The sequence below is a fragment of the Mesorhizobium sp. CNPSo 4670 genome, from assembly GCF_057784235.1.
This window is the reverse complement of sequence record NZ_JBWJFQ010000012.1, coordinates 59,081-81,047: the sequence shown is the minus strand read 5'-3', so window position 1 is coordinate 81,047 and position 21,967 is coordinate 59,081. Positions and strand designations below refer to the sequence as shown.

The following is a 21,967-nucleotide window of genomic DNA, read 5'->3' as shown; positions in this document are numbered from 1 at the left end:
CACGGAGAGTTCCATGCCTCGTCGCTTGTTTGCTTGCCTGGGTCTCGTTCTCAGTCTTGTCGTGCCTCTGGCTCTGCCGGCGCCCGCCCATGCCGTCACGATCAACATCAATATCGGCACCAGCCTCAACAATGGCCGGGCGATCACATGCCGAGAGGGCGAGAGACTGCTGCGCAGCCGTGGTTTTTGGGACGTCCGGCGAGTGGATTGCCGCGGGCGCCTTTTCACCTATCGGGCACGCCGCGCCACCGGACTGTTTGAAATCGGGTTGAACGCGCGCAATGGCCGTGTCGTAGATCTGCACCGCATCAGGCGGTGACCTCGTCGCGGGTCCGGCCACCGCGGCCGGCCGTTCGAACCGGCGAGACAATCGCATGAGGCGCCTGTCGCAAGCAGCGATCACTTCCTGGCGCGCGCGGCAAGATGTTGCTTCAGTTGCGCTATCTGGACGGCCGACCACCCTTGCGGGTCAGTCACGGCGAGCCACGCATTGACGTAGTGTTCGGGCGCAAAAACATGTCCGTAACCCATCGGCGAGTTGGTCGACACGGCCATGTCGAGGGCGAGCTGCAGCATCGATACGACGGGGTACCACCGCAGCTCCGGCGAGACGTCCGGGCCGCGCGGCGCATTCATCCAGGCCGGACGGCGATAGAAATCGCTATAGGCGAAGAACGTCAGTGGATCGCTCGCATACTGGAGGTAGACGATGCGCAGCGGACCCCAGGGCGCGTCCCTCGGACCGGGGTCGCCGTTCTGGTTCATGAAACGGACGAAGGACCCGTCCCGGAATTGCGGCAGCCAGGCCGGTGACCCGGCATTGCGATGCTCCGTCACGCTGCGCCAGATTCTGCTCTTGAACGGCGGACCGCTCCACAGAGCCCCCTGGACAGGGTCACCAAGCATCTCGAAAAGCTCCATCGATCTCTCGGAATTCATCGCTCCCAAGCTCAGGCCATGCAGATAGAGTTTCGGCCGACTCTCGTGCGGGAGCGTCGTCCAGTATCCATAGACTGCGGCAAACAAAGCCTTTGCGGCCTCCGAGCCGTATTCCGGCTCGAGCAGCAGCGCTAGCGGGCTCGACAGGTAGGAGTACTGCTGGGCCACGCTCGCCACGTCGCCGTGGTGGAGATACTCGACCGTATCCATCGCAGAGGGATCGATCCAGCCGGTGCCGGTGGGCGTGATGACGACGAGTACGGAGCGTTCGAAGGCGCCGACGCGTTTCAATTCATCGAGGGCGATTTGCGCCCTTTGCTCCGCCGTGTCGGCGGCACCGAGCCCGACATAGACCCGGATAGGTTCGAGCGCATCGGCGTGCGTGAACGCGCGAATCTCGGCGGCGGTGGGTCCTGTCGCGATGAATTCGCGTCCTGCCCGTCCAAGTTCCTTCCAGCGGACGAGGGAAGCCGAGCTGCCGGTCTTGAGCGGAGATTCAGGTTGCGGCCGGTCCGGCTCGATGAGGGCGTCAACTGCCGCGAAGGACGAATCGGCCAAGTGCAGCGCGTAGCGGAAGAGCACGCCGTTTGCCATCGTCCAGAACAACAGTATTGCGACTGCGAAACCGATCACCTTCGAAACCCTGCGTGGGACGAAGCGGCCCGACCTTTCTGAAAACCAGCGGGAGATACCTTTGAAGAGCCTGGCAAGCGCGATGACCACGAGGAACGTAGCGATCGCGATGAAACAGACCTCAACCGGATGCGCGCTCGTCACGGGTTCGAGCTGCATCAGTCGACGGATCGAGTTCTGCCATTCCGCCGCCCACCACAGAAACAGTATGGCGATGACGGCGCAAGCGGCCGCGACCGCAATCTTGAGAGAGAGCAGAAGCCGCTCACGCGGTTCCGGCAGTTCCATATAGGTCCACAGCCAGCGCCAGGCGACTCCGATGCCGTATCCGACGGCGAAACATGCCCCGGACAGCACGCCTTGGGTCAGGTAGGTGCGGGGAATGAGCGTCGGAGTAAGCGAGGCGACGAAGAACAACGTGCCCAAAACGAGGCCGCCGGCGGAAAGCGAGCGCCAAAACCTTGTCACCCAGCTGCGCATACGGCCGTTTCGCTTCTCCTTGGGATGACCTGTCTCGATGAATACGAGAGGCATCATGGCTCGCTCTCGCGTTTAATAGAAGGACGCAGCTGCTGAAATTTCCGGTTGCCTCGTCCGGCAGGTCGCAACATGTACTCGGTTGAGCGTCGACCTTTCGCGCCGACGCCACCACGACCGCCAGCGTAGTCGCCTGTGACGTCAGCTTTCAGGAAGCGGCAAAGCTGGCCTCTACAGTCGAGATGCGGCGTCAAGTTGCCCGTTCCAGCAGCCGGCTCAGGCGGCAAAATCTGGCTCCATTGTCGACCTCAGCCCGGACAAGTACCAATTGCAGGGTCTTCAGGAAGGAAGAAGCTTCGCCGCTCGCAAGGGGTGAGTTCGCGAGGCACGGTGCGCCGGGCGAAGTCAATGAGGTCCTTGGGTGTCTGGAAGACGCGAACGATGCGGACCCTTTCTTCGCCGGAAACAATTGCGATCTGGGTGCCGTCCGAACTGAAAGCTGCGCGTGTGAGGCCCGGTCGAACGGTCGCTTCGTCCTGGCTGGCAAGGACGGCAATCTGGCGCCCCGATTGCGTCGCCCATAGCCGGACCGTGTGATCTTCGGACGACGCGGTCACGACATACAAACCGCTGGGACTGAACTGGGCGCTGTCCACCGCGCCGCTGTGGCCTCTAAGGACGGCCCTCTCCAGTCCGCCAGCGACGCTCCAGATCCGGACGGTTCCATCGCGTGAGGCCGTCATCAGCGACTGACCGTCGGGACTGAAGGAGACCACCGTCACCTCGCCGGTATGTCCTTCTAGCTTTACGACGTTTGCTCCGTCCGCTGTCGACCAAATTCGGGCCGTGTGGTCGAGTGAGCCCGTGGCGATCAGTTGACCGTTCGGGTTGAAGGCCGCTGCCGTGATGCGGTCCCGGTGCCCCACAAGGGCCTTAAGCTCAGCTCCGCCCGCCTTCAGGAGGTGGCCCGCATTGTCTTCCCTGGCCGCGAAGACCAGACGTCCGTCGGGGCTAAGAATGGCCTGCGGCAGCTTGCTGCTTGTATTGATGACGGCCAGCTCGGTACCGGTCGCCGCATCCCACAGCTGCGCGGTACCGTCGATCGATGCGGAAACAAGCGATTTGCCGTCGCGACCAAACTGGATCTGGATCAGTCCGCCATGTGCCCGGAACTGGGCGGTCTCGAATCCCCTGGCAACCTCCCAAATTCGGACCTGGCCCCCAAGAGATGCCGTCGCGACGCGCCTCCCATCGGGACTGTACGTCGCGCGTTGAACGATCTCATGTGTATCGAGCCGGATGATCTCGCGGCCGCTCACGACATCCCAGAGATGCGCCGCGCTGTCGCCGCCACCGGTCAGCAGGTGGATATTGTCGGGACTGAAGACCGCGAAAGTCGGCCGATATTCATGAGAGAGCGTGGTCGTCAGTGCGCCGTCGACGTCCCACAGCCGAGCAGTGCCATCGTGCGAAGCCGTGAGAAGAATGTTGCTGTCGGCCGGGCTGAATTCCAGATGCTCGACCAAAGATTCATGACCGGCGATCGTCGTGACCAACGAGGCGCGTTCAACGTCCCAGATGCGGACCGGCCCATTGACGGAAGCGGTTGCCAGGAAGTGATCGTCCAGGCTGAAAGCACCGTTCATCTCTTCATCGCGTTCATCCGCACCGATATCGGCGAGCTTCAAACCCGAAACCTCCTGGCCGAGCAGGTCATGCAACGTTCCCAACGCTCCATCCCAAATCCGGGCAGCGCCATCGAGTGATACCGTGGCGATCCGCTGACCCCCGTGACTGAAAATCACGCCGTTCAATTGCGTGTCGCTCTTGTGGCCGTCCAGCTTCGCGATCTCCGTTCCTTTCGACGCATCTAACAGGCTGGAAGTGCCGCCGTATGAAAGCGGGCCGCATGCGCCAGCCAGCAGCCGGCCCCCGTCCGGGCTGAACGCCAGGCTGTAGGGCCGGGAGTTCACCCGGATTGACCGCGTCAGTGCGCCATCCGCGGTATTCCAGATCGAAACAAAGTGCTTGTGGGCCGTCGCGAAGCTGTGACCGTCCGGACTGAAGCCAGCCCGTGCATATCCGTCGCTTCTTACACTCACGACTTTTCTTCCGGTCCGAGCGTCCCAGAGCACTGCATCGCTGTTCTCCCCCGCCGTCAGCACCTGGTTGCCATTCGGGCTGAAGATTGCGGTTGGATAATTGCCTACCGGCTGCAGGATGAAGAGCTGTTCTCCCGAGATGGCGTTCCAGACGCGTGCAGTGCCGTCCCTCGCGGCCGTCAGGATACGGCTCCCGTCCGGGCTGAATTCAGCCCTCTCCACGGCCCCTCCATGACCTTTTAGAACCGCAGTTTCGGCACCGCTGGAGATGTCCCAGACGCCTGCAGTTTTATCGTAGGATGCAGTGACGATGTGATCGCCGCTCGGATTGAACGCCGCATCAGCGACGCCGGCGCCATGGCGGAAGATTTTGATCTGGTGGTGCGCCAGCAGGGCCTTGAAGAGGGCTGCCTCCGCTTCAAAGAGATAGGGCCGCTCGGACTGGTCTTTCGACGACAGTGCTTCGAGCGCCAACAGGATCGCAGCCTCGGTGTTGCCTGTCGCCGTGGACTGCTGCGAAAGAAAAGCGAGCGAAAGAGACTGGTTGCGCAGCGCCAGGTCGCGTTGCGACCTTGCTTCCTCCTGCGCCCTGAAGGCGACCAGTGCACCTGCGCCCGCCATGAGAGCGAGCATTATCGCCACAATCGCTGCATTGCGCGTACGGCGGGCAAGCCGGTTTGCTGCGGCAGCCGCGAGGCTCCGGCGCTCGGCCTCGCGCTCAAGGCGCTCGCGTTTTGCCTCTTCTGCGGCCTCGATCAGCGCCAGCTCTGTGTGCCGGTCCTTCTCCTCTTTCTGCCGATGGGCACGCAAGGACGCCTCGATGTATTCAAGGACGTCATCGTCGACCTCCTCCCGTCTTGACAGCATCAGCTCTTCGCCCTCCGCGAGACGTTTGCCGGACGGAAGGAGAAGCTCTCGATTCCTGCTCTCCAGGTGCCATCGGTGGGTGTCGGCCCTGAGGCGTTCGCGCGTCTCGAGGAAATCACGGTTTGCATTCACAATGTCACTGGCGCGCGGCCAACGGCTCAACAGTGCTTCATGTGCGACGCGGACGAAGACATGCCCCCCGGCGTCCTCATCGCTAACGAGGAGCCGTGCGTCGATCAGGGCCCTGACTAGAGCCGATCGCGCGGGAGTGCCCGCAATTTCGGTGAGCAGGGCCGGACGTGCCGTCACCGTTTCATCACTTGGACTTGCTGTGGTGAGGGCGCGCAGTACCGCGGGTAAGGCCTCCTGGATGTTGGGCGCCAGCAAGTCCACGACTTCATCGGCTCGGCGCGCGATTGCGCCTTCGAGCCCGCCGAGCGCGCGATAATGCGCAAAGGTGAGAACTCGGCGCTCGCGGCCGGCCTCGTACAACGCGTCGAGCACAAACTCGAGAAGCGGCAATGATCCGGGATCGGCAGCTGCTGCCTCCTGCAGCACATCGTCGAGCCGCCCCAACTCTGCACTCTCCTCAAAGCGGATCCCGGCAACGCCCGCAGGCTCGCGGATGATCTGCGCGATCTCTGGGCCAGTCGGCGGCAGGAGTTCGTAGCTGGCGAGGCCATCCTTGAGCGCCGAGAAACCCCGGACCTCACCGCAGCGGTGAAAGAAGTCCGAACGGATCGCCGCGATCACCCAGACCAGTCCGCTCGCGGCCAGCACCGCCATGAACCGCACAAGGGCCTCGCGCGTCGCCGGCTGCCTCTCTGTCGTGAACAGCTCCTCCAGCTGATCGATGGCGACAAGCAATCTGATCTGCGGGCGGGCCGGCCCGGCGGCCTTGCCAAGTGCCTGTCGGACCATCGCCAGTGCCCGATCCGGCGTGCTCCTGCAGAGCCGAGCAAACTCCGCGGCCGTTACTTCACAGGCCAACTCCGGCACAGCAGCTTCGCGAAGCAGGGCCGCAGCCAGCACGGCGAATGGATCCGGTCCTTCGGAAAGGCGGATCAGGCAGCGGCGCCACAAGGATATGCCGGCCACGGCTCCAGGCTGTGTCAATGACGGCAGCAGGCCAGCGCGCAGGAGGGAAGACTTGCCGCAACCGCTCATTCCGTAAATGAGAAGGAATGCCGTGCCGCTAGCTGCCTGCCGCTCCAGTCTTGCAGTGCAGGCAGCAATCGCCCGCGCTCGGCCGAAGAAGAGATCGGCATCTTCGAATTCGAAGGCATCGAGACCGCGAAATGGCGACCTGACCGGTTCCTCCGAAGCAAGGGGTACCCGGTAGACGCGCAAGGCACGTGCTACGTCCTTCAGCTTGTGCTCGCCGAGATCGATGAATTCCAGCGAGAGCCGGTCTTGAGCCTGGGCCTGGACCGCTTCCGTGACGCAAATCCCGCCCGGTCGTGACAACGTTTGCAGATGAGCGGCGACCTCGACTGCCTCGCCCGCGAGGTGGTCGCCCTCGGCGACGACATAACCCAGGTGGACACCGATGCGGAAACGCAGGCGCTTTGTCTCGGGAATTTCGCAGTTCCGCCTATCGACATCATGCTGGATCTCGCCCGCACACCGCATCGCCTCGACAGGGCCGGCAAACTCGGCGACCACGCTCTCTTCGGCGCTCCAGAACACACCACTCGCATGTTGGACCAGCAGCCGATCGATGATCTGCCTGTATACCCGGAAAGTTGCAGCAGAGATCGGCTTATCCTTGCCTGTCGAGCGGCGCCCAGCGGCCACTTCGGCGGCCAAGATGGTGGCCATTCTCGGTCCGGCATTTGAGGTAAGGACCAGCCTGTATCCGCGCCTCGGAACCGTCTGCACGACGGCCTGCCGATTATCGTTGAGCGCCGCACGGATCTCGTGAATGCATTGCACCAGGCTGTCGTCGGTGACGGCTATGCCGTTCCAGACTGCCTTCATCAGGTCGTCCTTGGTGATGACGCGATCAGCGTTCTCCAGAAGGTGACGAAGCACCGCGAAGGTCTGGTGGCGAAGTGCGATTGTCCTGTTGGACTTGTCGCGCAAGGTCTCGCTGCTCAGATCGGCGGTAATGCCGTTGAGTACGAACGTCGTGGGCGGCGAGCTATTCAAGCCGATTCCCTCACGCACGAAGCCGCAGTCCAATTTTACGATCTTAGCACGGTTCGCGCTGCGAAGAATCATCATCATCCAGACCGGTGGGGGAGCAGATTTCGGCGAATGATCGGAAGCCGTTCGTGACCCAAGAGACGCTCGGGCCGACAATTGCATTCTCAGCGGGAGGCTCGCCATGGACTACTTGGTGCGGATTGCTCGATCTGCGGGTGCAAGACCGGTGCCACGGCTCACGAGCCTCTGCCTGCTCAGTCTGTTCTTCGCGATGGCGTCACAGGCTCACACGACCAACCGTCGCGCGGACGACCTGGCCGAAGTCGATCTGCAATTGATCCTTGCCGTGGACGTCTCGCCATCAATGAGCAAGGTGGAGCAAAGAGTGCAACGCGACGGCTACGTCGATGCTTTCCGCCACGCAGACATCGCGAGGGCAATCAAGTCGGGAGAGCGGGGCAGGATCGCAGTGCTTTATCTGGAGTGGGCGGGGCCACATCAGCAAACAGTCATTATGCCTTGGACAATTGTCGAAAGCCTCGACGATGCTCTGATTTTGGCAGACGGCCTCGCGGCGCTGCCGTTGACTGAAGGCCGCGGAACGTCGATTTCCGGCGCATTGTCGGCCGCGAATGATCAGTTCGCGAAGAGTGGCTTGCGCAGCCCGCGCAGGGTTATTGACGTATCCGGCGACGGACCCAACAATGCCGGAGCGCTCCTTGACCCTATCCGGGAGGTTCTTCTGGCGGAAGGCGTGACGATCAACGGGCTGCCTATCGCAATGCCCCGCATTGGCCTGGCCGACGGGTTTGCGATGTACGACCGCTCCAACCTCCAATCCTATTTCGAGCGCTGCGTCATTGGCGGGCCAGACGCATTTACAATCGGCGTCACCGAGACCGCTATGTTCGCCACCGCGGTTCGTCGAAAGCTGGTGCGTGAAATCTCCATGAACATGGGTCAGGTGATCCACGCCAGCTACACCGTGCGTTCAGACCGCACGGTCGATTGCAATGGGATCGCTCAGGTGCCGGGCCGGTAGCGATAGGCGATTGGGTGGCCGCGTTGTAAAGGGTGGCAGCAACGCGCACCGCTGCCTACAGTCAAGTTGAAGTTGCTTGCTGACCCAGGGCCACTGGCTTGCCATGCGGTGTAGTCAGGTAGGCGTTTCGCCAATCCTGTTGGCGTCTGTCCACCTCGGCCCGTAGGGCGAACTGGCTCCTGTCCAGTATCTGCTCCAGAGCGCTGAGAAAGGCCCCGTAATAGATCGCGTCGGGGTCCATGGCTGGATCGGTCGCCCGTCGATCAAGCTCGGCGCCCAAGGTCTGAGACCAATCCGCGGCTTCGATCTTTCCGTCGGCGATGAGCAGTTCGACCAGCGCAATGACCTGAGCGTGCCATTGCTCGGAGAAGACAGGTTCGCCATCGCGATGGCGCCGCGCGCGACGGTCGATCTCAGGCCGGCTCAAGATAGCTGTCCCACATGTCGATCCGCAGGCTGTCTGCGCTGTCGCCGGCCTCAGGCCAAAGATCCGACATGCGAAACCGCACGACGTATGTCTGCTCGCGCCGTATCGTGCCGACAGCTTTCTCGTCGGGCAAAGGCTGTGGTCCGTTCACGCTGTCGACAACCCCGGGTCGGCCGCGCACATACCCAGCCAGCCGCGTGTGCATTGTGGCGACGTCGCGCCGTGCCACAATCTTGTCGCCAGCCTTGAACCTTGCCCCTGTGGGCGAGACCTCGACCGTAGGCCTGGGCGCCTCGTATTCGAAGGTTCGACTTGAGGCCCTGCCGTCGAAGAACTCCTGAACGCCCGCGACGCCTTCATCCACAGACGTGACCATCATGGCCAGAATCCACTTCTCGAAATAGTCGAGGCCGAGGTAGGCGTCCGGCGGAAGCCTTTCCAAGACGTGGCGATACCAATCGAGCGTCCAGCCCGTGCGATCCGTCGTAAGCTTTTTCATCGACATCATGGCGATCGCCCATGTGCGCGCCTTCCATTCATCGGAAAACAGAGGCGAGTCATCTTCTGCTACGTTCGGGATCGGCCTGAACCCTTGCCTGCCGCCGAGGTCGTGTACGGTATCCATCACCCCACCTCCTGCTTTGGCGACAGGTCCCTCATCGTCCCGATCATTGCATTGCGCGTCACGAGGCCGGCGAGGTCCTCTTCGGTCCAGCCGTCCGTCCCCATTGGACGCTCCGGGACCACCATGTACCGACGGTCTGAAGTCGAGTCCCACACCGTGACCTGAACCTTGTCCGGCAGGTCGGTTCCGAATTCGGCGAGAACGCCACGCGGATCGCGGACCACTCGCGCCCGGTACTCGGTCGACTTGTACCAAGATGGAGACATTCCCAAGATTCCAACCGGATAGCAGGAACACAAGGTGCAGACGACAACGTTGTGGATCTCAGGCGTGTTGAACACTGCGACAAGGGGGTAATCCTTCCTGACGCTTGGGACGATTTCCGAAAACGCCTCAGCCGCATGTTTCGCCAGGCGTTCCGCGAACTTGGGATCGGTCCACGCCCGCGCGATGACCTTGGCTCCATTCATAGGACCTACGTTTTCCGAGTAGTCGTCGAGCCACTTGTCCACGGCGTCGGCCGCCAGAAAGCCTTTCTCGACCAGAACCGTCTCCAGTGCTCTCAGGCGAAGCGCCGGTTCAGGCGGAAGATGGCTGTGCAATTCCCGATGAAGTTTGGCAACCTTGTCGGAATCGTATGAACTCACAGCTGATCTCCCTGAGTATCATCCTTGCTTCGACCGCGCCCGGGGGCCCTTAAGGGCTGCGTGGCTAACTCCCCGCCGACCATCAGTTTATTGGAGCGGTGCACTCGAGTCATTGACTTTCTTACCTTACGTCAGCTTAGAGGTCGAAGCCTATGTCTTGCAGCTTTGGGGCTCCTGCATGCTGCGACCGGACCGGGCGCCTACTAGGGCCGCGCCAGGCGCGACACCATTGCAGTTCGACACTCCGATATGATCGGCCTTTGATATCGTGTAAAATGATCGAGGTCCTCAGTGCTTCAGGAATGAGACGATGCGCCCGGCCAAGATCCGACATTCGAGAAGTGATGGCGAGGATCGCGTACCGAGCGATGGGCATGGGCTCGCGCGATCTGGCGCTCGTGACTGGCTTTTTCTCGCGATTGCATCGCAGGCAGCCCATCCTAGGGGCGGCGAGAGCCTCGCGCCTCAACATACGACCTAACCGCATCACTTAGGATCGGACCATGATCCGAGTTGTGAAGGAGGAACGTCCATGACCGGCGACGCATTCTACCACGAAGGCAATCGCTCTCTGCAGGACCGCTTCGAGAGCCGGCGCATCGCCGACCGCCTGGCAGAGATGGCGCGGACGGCCTTCACCGACGAGGATAAGGCGTTCATCGAGAATGCGATTTACTTCTTTCTTGCCACGGTCGACGCCGAGGGACGGCCAGATTGCTCGTTCAAGGGCGGCCCGGCCGGCTTCGTGCGTGTCATTGGGCCGTCGGAGCTGGCGTTCCCGGATTATGACGGCAACGGCATGTTCAGGAGCCTCGGCAACCTCGACGTCAATCCGAACGTCGCGCTGTTGTTCATCGCCATGCACGGCACGCCGCGTCGCCTGCGCATTAACGGCGCCGCCCGAATCGACCGAGACGATCCGCTAACAGGCAGGACGGTCGGCGCACAGATGATGGTGCGCGTGGAGGCGCGCGTGATCTTCCCGAACTGTCCGCGCTACATCCCGACGATGCAGCTCAGCGAGCCGTCGCCCTTCACGCCCATGCCGGGCTGCGATCTGATCGAACCTGCTTGGAAGGGCTTCGACGCCTTCAAGGACGACATCCATCCGCGCCAGCCGACATGGAAAGGCTGATCGACGGCAATCACCCTGTCACCCCAAAAACCCGCGAAGCGCGGGGATAGGCGGTGACGCCGCCCTCCAAGTCAACTCCATCTCGGGGCGCTAGCCGCGCTCAGCTTGGCCGACCCTGCTGCTCAGTATTTGACGGATCGCATTTGCGCTGGGTCAAAGCTCGTCTCATCCATTGTGACTACAAGATGGTGATGGCAGTTGGCCGTTCGACCATGGAGACGATTCCAATGAAGCTGATGGCATCCCTGTCCTTGGCGACTTATCCGGACGCGAACTCCTCGAAAGTCGCGGCGAACTCGATCGCCCTCGTCAAGCAGATCGACGCATCGCTTGATGCTGTTGCCATCAATGTCGACATTCCCGACGTTTCGAACGCGCTGTCGAGCTACTTGCTTGATCTTCCAAGCAAGATACGAGAGGTCGAGGCGACCAGCCGCAAGTGCGGCAAAGATCTACTTGAGGCAGTCATCCAAGAGGCCGCGCACGGCGGTGTAACTCTCACCACTCAGGAGTTGACCGCACCACCGGCGCTGATGGGCGAGGTTGCCGCAAATCACTCCCGCTATTTCGATATCTGTCTGGTCGGCTGGGCGCCGGCCAACCAGACGGCGCGGATGATAGCCGAGGCGATATTGTTCAGTTCGGGTCGACCGACCCTGCTTCTTCCCGACTCCGCTGACGTCGGGGTTCTTGGACATGTCGTTATCGCCTGGGACGGCAGCCGAGTCGCCGCACGGGCCGTTGCCGACGCAAAGGCGTTTCTCGAACGTGCCTCGATGGTCACAGTTGTGACCGTGACTGACGAAAAACCGCTTCCGGGACAGGATATCGGCGAACGCCTTGCACAGGGCCTGAGGACGCGTGGTCTGGTGGCCGAGGCCGCCTCTATTCAAGCGGGGGATCGTTCAATCGGAACTGCTCTGCAGGAACATGCTCTCAAGGTCGGCGGCAACCTGCTTGTCATGGGCGGATACGGGCATTCCCGCGTCAGGGACTTCGTGCTCGGCGGAGCCACCGAAGGCATTCTCGCGGACATGCGCCTGCCTGTTCTCCTGTCGCATTAGGTCGTTGTGAGATGAGGGGCGAGACGGATCCAGTCCTACGCTTCCACGGCGCGGCCCATGGTGTCACCGGCTCATGTTATGAGATCGAGACGCCACATTCGCGCATCCTCATCGACTGCGGCCTGTTCCAAGGTTCCAAGTCCGAGAGGGAACTGAACTATGGTGCGTTCCCGTTTCCACCGGACGCGATTGACGCTGTCATCCTGACCCATGCGCATATCGACCACAGTGGCCTTTTACCGAAACTGGTCAAACAGGGCTTTTCCGGTCCGATCCATACGACCCGTGCCACCATTGATCTCTGCTCGGTCATGCTGCCGGACGCGGCGCATATCCAGGAGATGGAGGTCGAGCACCTGAACCGTCGCAATGCGCAGCGCGGGCGCCCGCCCGTCGAGCCGATCTACGGTCAGCAGGATGCCGCCGCGTGCATGACATTGTTCCGGGCTTCGGAATATGGCGAATGGACCACCGTCGCCGAAGGCGTTCGCACCCGCTTCTGGAACGCGGGCCACCTGCTTGGTTCGGCGTCGGTAGAGCTCAAGATCGACCGACATGATGTGCCGCTGAGCATCGTGTTTTCGGGCGACATCGGCCCAGGCCACAAGCTGCTTCAGACCGATCCCGAGGGGCCGGCCGACGTCGACTATCTGATCTGCGAATCGACCTATGGCGACCGGGACCGCCCGGACGTTTCGCCCGAACGGCGGCGATCTCAGCTCGGTGACGTCGTGCGTGGCGCCGCCGAGGCCGGCGGCCCCCTCATCATTCCCTCTTTCGCCGTAGAGAGGACGCAAGAACTGCTGATCGATCTGTATTTGCTCATGAAAGCTGGGGAGGTTCCGTCAGCCCCGGTCTTTGTCGACTCGCCGCTGGCGACGCGTGCCAGCGCGATTTTCGAGCGGCATGCCGACGAGATCGAACAGAGCAACGTGCTGCGCCAGGCTCTCGGTTCAAAGGAGTTGCGCTTCACCGAGACAGTGGAGCAAAGCAAGGCGATCAATCGCCTGAGCGGCTTCTTCGTGGTGATTGCAGCCAGTGGCATGTGCGACGCGGGGCGTATCCGCCATCATCTCAAGGCCAATCTCTGGCGCAGGAACGCCACGGTGATGATGGCCGGATATCAGGCCCAGGGGTCGCTCGGAAGGATCCTGCTCGACGGCGCGCAGCGCGTGCGCATCCAGGGTGAGGAAGTCGAGGTCAAGGCCTGTATCAGCCTTTTCGACCTTTATTCCGGACATGCCGATGCCAGTGAACTCGTCGCCTGGATCAGGGCCCGAACTCCGGTGAAGCAGCAGGTGTTCTTGACGCATGGAGAGGAGGCTGGACTGGGCGGCCTGCGTAGAAGGCTTGCAGGATTGATACCCGACGACAAGATCATCATCCCGAGGCTGGACGATGCTTTCCAATTGACTCCCGGTCGCAGTTTGCCGGTCGAGCTCAACGAGCCCCGCCGATTGAGGCCGGAAAAGATTGCCCGCCTCGACTGGCACAATGACCTTTCAAGGCTTCTCCTGGACGTAAACGAGGCGGTCAGCGCCGCGACCGACGAACGGGGGCGCGCCGCTGTGATCAGGCGCATGCGCAGGGCGCTCGAGGACAAGGACGCGTAGGGGCCGGCCTTCTTGGGAACTGCTCCCCTGCACCGGCGCCATTGTCCTCATAGAGGCCGGGCTGCTCGAACGGGCGCCGCGGGAAGGTGTGATTTCCCTACCTTGAAGCGGAAGAAGATCGCATCTTCTACGGCGCGCGATACCTTAAAAATCGTCACCATTTGACGATGCCGACGCTGGCGATATTGTGAACCGCATGACCGACCAGCCCAAGCACCAGGATGACTATCCCGATCGCCAGATCGATCGCCAGCAGGAAACAGGTTTTGAGCGCAGAGTTCCCTTGCCCGCTGGCTACCGACAAGGTGTCATCTCCGCGATCACCGTGCTGCTCGGATTTTCGCTTCTTTTCCTGCGGTACTGGAATTTCGAAGTCGAGGGCGGATGGACGTTTGCCTCGATCCTGGCGACGCTGCTGCTGGCACTGGCCATCGTCCTTCAGTTCGTTGCGCTGTGGCGGTCTTTGCTCCCACGAGACGATGACGAGCCGGTTTATCAGGTCACGCTGCGCTGGTTCCTCGCCTCGATCGTCGCGCTCCTTGCGGGTGTGCTCCTCGCCGGGCTGACGGCTTCGCACGTCTTCAATCTTTGATCGATTCAATCTTTGATCGATTCCCAGGCCCGCGACTGCCGCCGTCCAGCCCTGGCGCCTGTTTCGCCTCGGGTGGTTCCGCCCGAGCCGAGCTTCCCCTAGATCGGGCGGCCCCTCGCTGCGGGCCGGCGCTTCGTGGCGGCGAAAGGCGTTAAGCCTTGCGCAATCTTCGCGGTCTATCTTCAGGGGCAGATTGGCGAGGGAACATGAAACGCAAGCCGCTTCTGCTTTTTGCCTTCCCGTTTCTCATTCTTGCGATCCTGGCTGGGGAACGCATGGCAGCCTTCCTGCTGGGAGCCTATCCGGCCAGCCCCACCGCGTGGTGGATATGGCTTGAACTGCGCCCTTTGTCGACGATGCTTTGGCAGCAGGTCGATGTCTATCTGGGTGGCTCGATGGCCGTCGACGCCGCCGTCCTCGCCGCCGCATCGATCGTCTGCTGGATGGCGTGCCAGACCCGAAGGTCGGCTTTCTTCTTTCTCACCAACCACGTCGCCCTGCTCTTCGCCGGGCTGATGATCGCGGTCGGCAGCCATTCCGAAACGGCGAGCACGATCGCTGCGTTCACCTCGCCCGGCGGTCTTCCGTTCTCGCTGGCGATGGATTTCACCTTGAAGAACAGCCTTGTGCTGCTTCTGGGCACCGCGGCCTGTGCGTACTGCCACATCGTCTTCCTCGCCGAAGCGCGGGCGCGGTCCGAAGCCCGGACCACCCGCATCATGGCCCTGCAGCGCGATCTCTAACCAATTCCGCGATCTCTACGGCAATTCCAGGAAAAGTGTGAAACGGTTTCCCGGGAAAAGCGGGTAGCGCTTTCCCTTGGGGAGTCGCGTCAGAACAAGCGTTAGAGCGGGCGCCACTCGCCACCTGTGCCCTGCCAAAATCCATGCCCTACGAGGTCTAATTGATCCTCTTGTAATAGACCTTGCCGTCAGGCTGCTGGATGCGCTGGTAGTTGGAGCTTGGGGGAGGGGGCGACGCCGGCGCGGCCCTCTTCCTGGGCGTGATACTGGGTTCGCTCGCGCTTTCGCCTTGGAGAGCTTCGGGCGCTTCCGCCAGCGTGCTGGTGGTCATCTCCGGCGGCTCCACCGCACCCGGCGTGGCCTCGTCGCCGGCGATCGGCCTAGTCAGTGCCAGCTGGGCAACGTTGCTATTGATCTCGTTGAAACTGCCTTGCAGTTGGCTGTCCAGTTTCTCGAACCGGCTCTGGAAGCCGTTGTTGACCGTGTCGAGCCGTGCCGCGATCCGCTGCTCGAACGCCCCGAGCTGCTCCAGCCGCGCTTCGACGAAACGCAGGTCGCTCATGCCGCGATAGAGATAGATCGCGGCGGCCATGTTGATCGCAGTGATCACCAAGGCACCGCTGGCGACGAGAATGGCGATGGCCCTTGCCTTGCTGGGTCTCTCGATGACGACGACCTGTTCGCGCTGCTCCTGTTGTCCGATATCGATCGCCGGCATGTCCGGTTCGCTGAGCATCGTCATTGGACCACCACCTTCGCGCCGACCGCGACGCGCTTGAAAAGATCGATCACATCGGTGTTTGTAAGCCGGAAACATCCCGATGTCCCGTCGAACCCGACACCGGACGGATCGTTGGTGCCGTGTATCCGGTAGAGTGTGTCGCGACCGTCACGAAGCAGGTAGAGCGCCCTTGCGCCGAGAGGGTTGTAGGGGCCGGCGGGCACCATTTTCGGCAACTCCGGCTGGCGGGCCCGCATTTCCTGCGGCGGGCGCCACTCCGGCCATTCGGTCTTGGCCCCCACCTTGACGACACCTGTCCAGCCAAACCCGTCGCGTCCGACGCTGATCTGGTAGCGGAGCGCCTGGCCTTGGCGGGTCACCAGGTAAAGCGCCTTCTCGTTCTTGCGGATGATGATCGTTCCCGGCTGCTCGGTGGTTGCGAAGGCAACCGTCTTGCGCAGGCTGGGCCCCATCGCCGGCAACGGCGGCCGATCCGAAAGGCTCGATCTCGCCTGGGCGAAGTCTTGGACTGGTAGCGCCAACACCACGCCCAGCAGGCTGGCGTAGGCCAACCCCTGGGCGATCCGGTAGCTAGCGTGCAGCAGCGTCATCGAGCCGCTCTTTGAACATCCGCTTCAGGTCCTTGTTGAAGCGCGCCCGCCCATCGACTTCGGAAGGCAGGATCGCACGATTCAAGGCATCGGTCAGCAACGCATTGTCCAGCGCGACCGACTTGATGTGCGGTGCCTTGAAGATCTTCTCGAGCTCACTGCGCGAGAAGTGGTTGCCGAACCATTTGCGCTTGTGCTTGTTGGCGACCAGCGTGATGTTGACCGCATTGCCGCGCAGCTCGCGGATCTTCTTGTAGAGCCGTTTGCCTTGCCGCAGCGAAGCGACATTGAGTTCGAAGACGATGAAGATCTCGTCGCTGGTCGACAGCACGGAGTTATGCCAGGGCGTCTCGATGTTCGGCAGGTCGATGACGATGTCGTCGAAACGGTAGGCGACGAGGTCCAGTAGCCGGAAGACGAAATCGCTGCCTTGCGGCTCGAAAGGCAGTTGCGGCCTTTCGAAGGCATAGAGGGTGAGCCCGGACGGGCGCGACAGCTTGATCACATCCATCAGTTCGACATCGAGCCGTTCCGGCTGGCCGATGATGCCCGCAAGATCGAACTGGTTGAACAGGTTGAGATAGGCGCCGCAATTGGCGCTCTGGAAATCGAGATCGACCAGGCAGGTGGAAGCCGCGCGTTCTGTCGATTTCGACGCCAGGTGTTCGGCCGCCGACAAGGCCAGCGTCGTGGCGCCGGCGCCACCGCTGGCGCTGATGAAGGTGATGATCCGGCTTTTGGTGCCCTGGTTGCCGGTGTCGTGGAAGGTCACCGCGTTGAGCAGCTCCTTGCCGTCGAGCGGCTTGTGCAGCCAGTCCGAGGCGTTCATGCGCACCAGCACGCGCGTCTGTTCCGACGTCAGCTCGTCGGAAACCGCGATCAGCGGCACGGCCGCCCACAGCGCGCGCGCCTCGACGATGCCCGGCCTGCCGAGCAACTCGCCATTGCCGAGATCGAGGATGACGATGCCGGGGCGCGTATCGACCAATGGCCCCTTGAGAAAGTCGCTCGTCTCGGAAATCCGGACATCGTAGATCGCCAGCGCATCGAGCCGCGTCGCCACCTCGCGCTTGAAGTTCGGATCCGACGAGAACAGCGCCACCTGCTTGCGCTTGGTCGGTGTAACCTTGGTGTTGATGGCATTCATGGCCAGGTACTCTTCATGTCTTCGCCCGTGACCGTGCTCAGCATGGAGGGCATGGTGATGGTTCCGAATCCGAGCAATCCGGCCAGAAAAAAGAACTGGAAGGGATGGTCGGTGATGCTGACCGTAATGGTCGGCACCGGCCCGCCAGGGCGCGTCCAGTAGCCGAGGCCTGACGCCTGATATTGTATCCGCACCTCGGACTTCAACAGGGTCGGCAGGAACCTCTGCATTCCGGCTCGGTTGCCGTTGCCGCTGAAAATGAAATCAAATGAGGCCTGGCTCACATTCAGGTTCTGGCACGTGGCGCCTGCGCCACAAGTGCAAGAGACGGTTCCAGCGGCGTTGGCCGTGCAGATATAGTTGTAGGTGTTTGCGGGCACTGCGGTACCGACTTTAGTGACATCGCTCTGCGTCAACGTCTCAAGCAAAAGCCCGCTGGCGACAGGTGCAGAGATCTCTGCCAGTCTTGCGCCGGCTTGCACGGCTTTGTTCCCAGCGTTCCACTGGAAAAAGGCGTATCCGAAGTCGACAAAACCAAGCAGGAGCGTCAGCAGCAATGGCAGAGCGATGGCCATTTCGACCATCGTGGCGCCTGACTGCTCGGCGCGGAACCTTCGGCTTTCCATCACCATCCGAAGACGCGCTCCTGATGCGATACGTTGATGTTCAGGGTTCCAAGGCCCAGATAATCCCAGAACACGATGCCGTTGTATGGCAACTCGGTGCTGACCTGCACGACAACAACGGTGCCGGTGCTACTCAGGTAGAGTTCGGTGCCACTGCCATCGACCGCATCGGTGGAAAGAGCCTTGGTGATCGAGACTTGACCCGTGGTCCATCCCGGAACCCTTGCGCTGCCGCTTGTAGTGGCACCATTCACCGCAAGGTTTGTTGCCAGGCCCTTGCAAGTATCCCAATCGCTGCTGCAACGCGCCATATAGCGGGCTGCGTCTTCGACCCCCGCTTCAAGGAGCAGGCGCGTATTCAGCACATTGGAGAACTCGAACACACCGGCTGATAACAGCAATACGAGTGGTACGGTGATCGCGACTTCCACCAAGGCGGCGCCACTTTCGTCGCCTTGGAACCGCCGGATGATTTTGCCGAACCTGGTCATGTCGCCCTACCGATACAGCTGGGCTTCGTTGCGGAATGCTTTGTCTACAAGGGTGTTGTCAGCAAACCCTCCATCGACGTCGACGATCTCCAGACTGATAGGCTTCTCGCCGGCCGAAGGATCTTCGGGGTCTTTGGTGTTGTCCTGCTTTTGAACCGGAGTGTTGACGAACACGCTCGCATAGCCGTCTGGTTTGATCTGGACGTGACCATTGATCTTGGCCTGGTTGGCGATGCAGTCGACAATCGCCATGTTCAGCAGACGGCGGTCAGGATCCGGCGTTGGGTTGTCCCCCTTGTAGCAAGAGGGCGTCCCGGTTTCTTTTGTCGGCGCCAGGGACTTGTCCCCGACGAGCCCGTGCGCAATCTCGTATTTATAGACGTCATATCTGGAAGCCGGGACAGTGGTGGTGCCAGTGGGGTTGGTGGCGGCAGGGACGTTGGGGTATGTCGTGCCGTGATTGATCGACCAATAACTGGACCAAAAACCTTGCGTCGCAATCTGATCGGACATTCCTTTTGAGTCGACGTAGTTGCTTCCTGGCGGGAGAGGCAGCGCCGTTCCATCCGTAACGGGGTCGTATTTGCTGCAACCGGTCTTCTGGCCCTTGCGAACATTGCTCGCCGGGCGATAGGCCCAGTTCTTGTTCTGCTTGTTCAGTGAGCCGCTGTAGAGATCGAACCGGGTATTCAGTCCAGTATTGACCTGTCCCAAGGTGACGCCGGTTTTCGTGGTGAGCGCATCGCGGTTGTAGCAGGTGCCTGAGGTGCCCATCGCTATGGCATCTCGCAGTGAACTCAGATTGTTGTCGATCAACCCGAAGTTGCCGGGTCCAGGGTTCGAGTCCACTTTCAGAATGCGGAATTCCCGACTGTAGGTAGCGCCCGACGCAAACGCCTGCTGGATCGTTTTGCTGGTCAACGGATCGGTCGTCTCGAATGGGTTGCACATGAAGATCGGCACGGTTTCGCAGATCGACTGAACGAACCCGGCCACGGCCTGTGGCTGGATGTCCATGGTGTTGGCGCTGCCAATCATGCTTGCCGGAAAGATCGTCGCAAATGCGCCGGCACCATCCGCCAAACCAGACGCGTTCACCGTCACTAAGGAGAACTGCACCGCTTTCGGGTCGGTGCTTGACCAATCATGGCCAGTGGAGTCGACGCCATCAGCAGTCAAAGTGGTGTCATCGCTGGCGGGTATCCCGGTCAGGTATTTTATCGTGACATCGGCAAGAGCCAGTGTGTGATTGTCAGCCGTTGAAAATTTGGTTGTGTTGCTGAGGAGAGTAGTCGCCGCCCGGTTGGCTCGGTCAATCGAATCCGCCCTGCCATCAAGCTCTGAAGCTGTCGCAAGCGCAAGCGCATCGATACCCTTTTGCAGGTCGTTGTGAAGGCCGTTGAGCCGGGCCATATCGATCGCCAGCACGGAAAAACCGATCAGAACCGGAAACATTATCGCCACGAAGATCATCGCGATACCGCGCTGATCGTTCCAGAACGCACGAATGGCCCCCAACATGACCTTACTCTCTCTCACTTTGCGCCAGGGCCCCTCGCACGCCCGGCGCCCTCCGCATCCTTCCGTTCAGTTCACTGCGATGTTACACCCGAGTTGCCGACATTGACCGTGATGGGTGGCGCCGCCGGCGGCGGTGGTGGATGTTTGTAGTTCTCGCCAACATTGGCGGCACGCGTGCCGTCACCTTCGATCCTGGTGTTCTTTGAAGCCGGGTTGAGCGTGTCGACCGTCTGCAGCAGCGAATTGAACTTCTGCGTGTCGCCGGCGGCCAAGGTCACCGAATCGTAGTTGTTCAGATAGTCCGCGGCGCAGCCCGACAGCGCAGCGGCGCACAGGATGAGGATCAGGGCGCTATTTCTTGACATAGAGCATCTTGTCCTTCGATTTGAAGTCCAGCATGTGGCCATAGGGGCCGGTGACGCCGTCGCCTGTTTCATATTTGCGGATCATGTCCTTGTTCACCTCGAGCTGGCCCAGCACGAAGAATTCCGGGTCGTTGGCGGGCCGCGTCTTGTCGAACGGTGTCGCCAGCTGCTCGCCGGGCTTAACCGGCCGCACGACATGCGGCGTGACGATGACCACCAGTTCGGTTTCTTCCTGCTGGTTGCTCGAATTGCGGAACAGCGTCCCGATAACCGGCACCTGGCCGAGCCACGGCACCTGGTTCTGAAGCTTGGTGGTTTTGCTCGACAGAAGTCCGCCCACTGCGAAGCTCTGGCCGTCGCGCAACTCGACCACTGTCGCCAGCTTGCGGTTGGTGAAGATCGGGTCGCCGGCGGTGGTGAAGCCGGTCAGGTCGCTGACCTCCGGCGCCAGCTTCATATGGATCTTGCCGTCGTCGAGCACGATCGGCGTGAACGTAAGGTTGACGCCGAATTGCTTGAAATCGATCTGGACCAGGCCATCCGTGCCAATGCTGCGGATTGGGACCTCGCCGCCGGCGTTGAAGCTGGCCGGCTCGCCGGAAAGCGTGGTGAGGTTGGGGTTAGCGAGCGTGCGCACCACCCCCTTGGCCTCCAGCGCCTCGATGTACAGGTCGACTTTGATGTTGTTGTCGATGACGCGCGTGAGGAGGGCTCCGAAGGGACTGGAGTTGGACAGGAGGCCACTGAGCAAACCGCCCGAGCCAAGCACCGTACCGTCTTTGTCGACGGCAGCAATTCCAGTTCCGGATTGAGTCGTGCCTCTGCTGTTGGTGGTTCTGATCGACACGCCGAGATCGCGGCCGGCGTTGCGCTTGGCTTCCAGCACGCGCACTTCCAAATTGACCTGCTGGCTGTCGTCGACGATGACGGAGTTGATGATGGCATCGGGGCCATATTGCTGTGCTACCTCCATGATCGCCGCCAGCGTGGCGCCGTCCTTGACATGGCCGGCAAGCCTGACCCTGCCGTTGACCGAACCGACTTCGATGCGCGACTTTGGCGCCACCTGGCGGATCGCCTGCGCCATGTCGCTGACGTCGACGCCGACCTCGATCTGGATGACGCCGAGCGAACGCTTGTCCGTGGAGAAGAGATTGACCGTGGTGGTGCCGGCGCCCTTGCCGATGACATAGAGCGTGCGGTCGGTCATCGGCTGGGCATCGGCGATCTTCTCGTCGCCGACGACGATGTCGCCCAGATTGGCATTCACCTGGATCGTTACCGATTGCGACATCGGCAGGAAGATTTTATGCATGCTGGGGTTCGACACGTCGATGAAACGGTCGGCTGCCTCAGCCGCCAGGCTCGACAGCAACAGCGCCGCTAGACACGACAACGCGGCCGCCATCCTCAACCAAGACCACTGCATCC

General features: G+C 61.5%; 20 protein-coding genes. 7 read left to right on the top strand and 13 right to left on the bottom strand.

From position 1 onward, the window contains the following. Positions 1–13 precede the first annotated feature (13 nt). Complete coding sequence (locus AC0ZT5_RS20385) at positions 14–319, top strand: hypothetical protein (protein WP_477290217.1); 306 nt, start codon at positions 14–16, stop codon at positions 317–319. An 80-nt stretch (positions 320–399) separates the two neighbouring features. On the opposite strand, the gene AC0ZT5_RS20380 is transcribed toward AC0ZT5_RS20385, so the two are convergent. Together AC0ZT5_RS20380 and AC0ZT5_RS20375 are read right to left on the bottom strand one after the other, a co-directional pair. Next, entirely contained in the window at positions 400–2,052 is a 1,653-nt protein-coding gene (locus AC0ZT5_RS20380; protein WP_488497979.1) for an alpha/beta hydrolase, read from the bottom strand. A gap of 305 nt (positions 2,053–2,357) precedes the next feature. Next, the gene (locus AC0ZT5_RS20375) at positions 2,358–7,244 is read right to left on the bottom strand and encodes an nSTAND1 domain-containing NTPase (RefSeq protein WP_488497877.1); all 4,887 of its coding nucleotides are present in this window, start codon (positions 7,242–7,244) and stop codon (positions 2,358–2,360) included. Positions 7,245–7,347: 103 nt separating this feature from the next. Here AC0ZT5_RS20375 and AC0ZT5_RS20370 point away from each other — a divergent pair, with 103 nt between their 5' ends. Beyond that, positions 7,348–8,208 (top strand): DUF1194 domain-containing protein, encoded by an 861-nt coding sequence (locus tag AC0ZT5_RS20370; protein ID WP_488497876.1) that lies wholly within the window; start codon positions 7,348–7,350, stop codon positions 8,206–8,208. 61 nt (positions 8,209–8,269) lie between these two features. On the opposite strand, the gene AC0ZT5_RS20365 is transcribed toward AC0ZT5_RS20370, so the two are convergent. Genes AC0ZT5_RS20365 through nthA form a run of 3 tightly spaced genes read right to left on the bottom strand, consistent with a single transcriptional unit; the run spans position 8,270 to position 9,907 of the window. After that, positions 8,270–8,635 carry a hypothetical protein gene (locus tag AC0ZT5_RS20365; RefSeq protein ID WP_488497875.1) on the bottom strand — a complete coding sequence of 122 codons (366 nt, stop codon included), beginning with the start codon at positions 8,633–8,635 and terminating at the stop codon, positions 8,270–8,272. Continuing rightward, positions 8,622–9,260 carry an SH3-like domain-containing protein gene (locus tag AC0ZT5_RS20360; protein WP_488497874.1) on the bottom strand — a complete coding sequence of 213 codons (639 nt, stop codon included), beginning with the start codon at positions 9,258–9,260 and terminating at the stop codon, positions 8,622–8,624. Before AC0ZT5_RS20360 ends, AC0ZT5_RS20365 begins: the two co-directional genes overlap by 14 nt. Further along, positions 9,260–9,907, bottom strand: a complete 648-nt coding sequence (gene nthA, locus AC0ZT5_RS20355; RefSeq protein ID WP_488497873.1) for a nitrile hydratase subunit alpha — start codon at positions 9,905–9,907, stop codon at positions 9,260–9,262. Before nthA ends, AC0ZT5_RS20360 begins: the two co-directional genes overlap by 1 nt. Positions 9,908–10,439: 532 nt before the next feature. On the opposite strand from nthA, the gene AC0ZT5_RS20350 reads away from it, so the two are divergent. From AC0ZT5_RS20350 to AC0ZT5_RS20330, 5 genes are all read left to right on the top strand, one after another. After that, on the top strand, positions 10,440–11,042 hold the full coding sequence (locus tag AC0ZT5_RS20350; RefSeq protein ID WP_488497872.1) for a pyridoxamine 5'-phosphate oxidase family protein: 603 nt from the start codon (positions 10,440–10,442) through the stop codon (positions 11,040–11,042). Positions 11,043–11,269: 227 nt separating this feature from the next. Further along, positions 11,270–12,106, top strand: coding sequence for a universal stress protein (locus AC0ZT5_RS20345; RefSeq protein ID WP_488497871.1), 837 nt, complete (start codon positions 11,270–11,272; stop codon positions 12,104–12,106). Between the two features lie 11 nt (positions 12,107–12,117). Continuing rightward, complete coding sequence (locus tag AC0ZT5_RS20340; RefSeq protein WP_488497870.1) at positions 12,118–13,719, top strand: MBL fold metallo-hydrolase; 1,602 nt, start codon at positions 12,118–12,120, stop codon at positions 13,717–13,719. Positions 13,720–13,915: 196 nt separating this feature from the next. Further along, positions 13,916–14,311, top strand: coding sequence for a hypothetical protein (locus AC0ZT5_RS20335; RefSeq protein WP_488497869.1), 396 nt, complete (start codon positions 13,916–13,918; stop codon positions 14,309–14,311). A gap of 206 nt (positions 14,312–14,517) precedes the next feature. Next, positions 14,518–15,054, top strand: a complete 537-nt coding sequence (locus AC0ZT5_RS20330; protein ID WP_477290201.1) for a hypothetical protein — start codon at positions 14,518–14,520, stop codon at positions 15,052–15,054. A 157-nt stretch (positions 15,055–15,211) separates the two neighbouring features. On the opposite strand, the gene AC0ZT5_RS20325 is transcribed toward AC0ZT5_RS20330, so the two are convergent. The 8 genes from AC0ZT5_RS20325 to AC0ZT5_RS20290 all read right to left on the bottom strand — a co-directional run bounded on the left by AC0ZT5_RS20325 (position 15,212) and on the right by AC0ZT5_RS20290 (position 21,965). Next, the gene (locus tag AC0ZT5_RS20325) at positions 15,212–15,796 is read right to left on the bottom strand and encodes a hypothetical protein (protein ID WP_488497868.1); all 585 of its coding nucleotides are present in this window, start codon (positions 15,794–15,796) and stop codon (positions 15,212–15,214) included. Next, positions 15,793–16,386: a L,D-transpeptidase gene (locus AC0ZT5_RS20320; RefSeq protein WP_477225483.1), complete on the bottom strand. Its 594-nt coding sequence runs from the start codon at positions 16,384–16,386 to the stop codon at positions 15,793–15,795. The genes AC0ZT5_RS20325 and AC0ZT5_RS20320 overlap by 4 nt, the downstream gene beginning before the upstream one ends. Next, positions 16,367–17,533: a CpaE/TadZ family protein gene (locus AC0ZT5_RS20315; RefSeq protein WP_488497867.1), complete on the bottom strand. Its 1,167-nt coding sequence runs from the start codon at positions 17,531–17,533 to the stop codon at positions 16,367–16,369. Before AC0ZT5_RS20315 ends, AC0ZT5_RS20320 begins: the two co-directional genes overlap by 20 nt. Continuing rightward, the gene (locus AC0ZT5_RS20310) at positions 17,530–18,165 is read right to left on the bottom strand and encodes a TadE/TadG family type IV pilus assembly protein (protein ID WP_488497866.1); all 636 of its coding nucleotides are present in this window, start codon (positions 18,163–18,165) and stop codon (positions 17,530–17,532) included. Before AC0ZT5_RS20310 ends, AC0ZT5_RS20315 begins: the two co-directional genes overlap by 4 nt. Next, positions 18,159–18,650, bottom strand: a complete 492-nt coding sequence (locus AC0ZT5_RS20305; RefSeq protein WP_488497865.1) for a TadE/TadG family type IV pilus assembly protein — start codon at positions 18,648–18,650, stop codon at positions 18,159–18,161. Before AC0ZT5_RS20305 ends, AC0ZT5_RS20310 begins: the two co-directional genes overlap by 7 nt. A gap of 6 nt (positions 18,651–18,656) precedes the next feature. After that, a complete protein-coding gene (locus tag AC0ZT5_RS20300; RefSeq protein ID WP_488497864.1) occupies positions 18,657–20,171 on the bottom strand; it encodes a TadE/TadG family type IV pilus assembly protein in 1,515 nt (504 codons plus the stop codon). Between the two features lie 71 nt (positions 20,172–20,242). Next, complete coding sequence (locus AC0ZT5_RS20295; protein WP_488497863.1) at positions 20,243–20,536, bottom strand: hypothetical protein; 294 nt, start codon at positions 20,534–20,536, stop codon at positions 20,243–20,245. Further along, positions 20,523–21,965: a type II and III secretion system protein family protein gene (locus AC0ZT5_RS20290; protein ID WP_488497862.1), complete on the bottom strand. Its 1,443-nt coding sequence runs from the start codon at positions 21,963–21,965 to the stop codon at positions 20,523–20,525. Before AC0ZT5_RS20290 ends, AC0ZT5_RS20295 begins: the two co-directional genes overlap by 14 nt. Between the last annotated feature and the right edge of the window lie 2 nt (positions 21,966–21,967).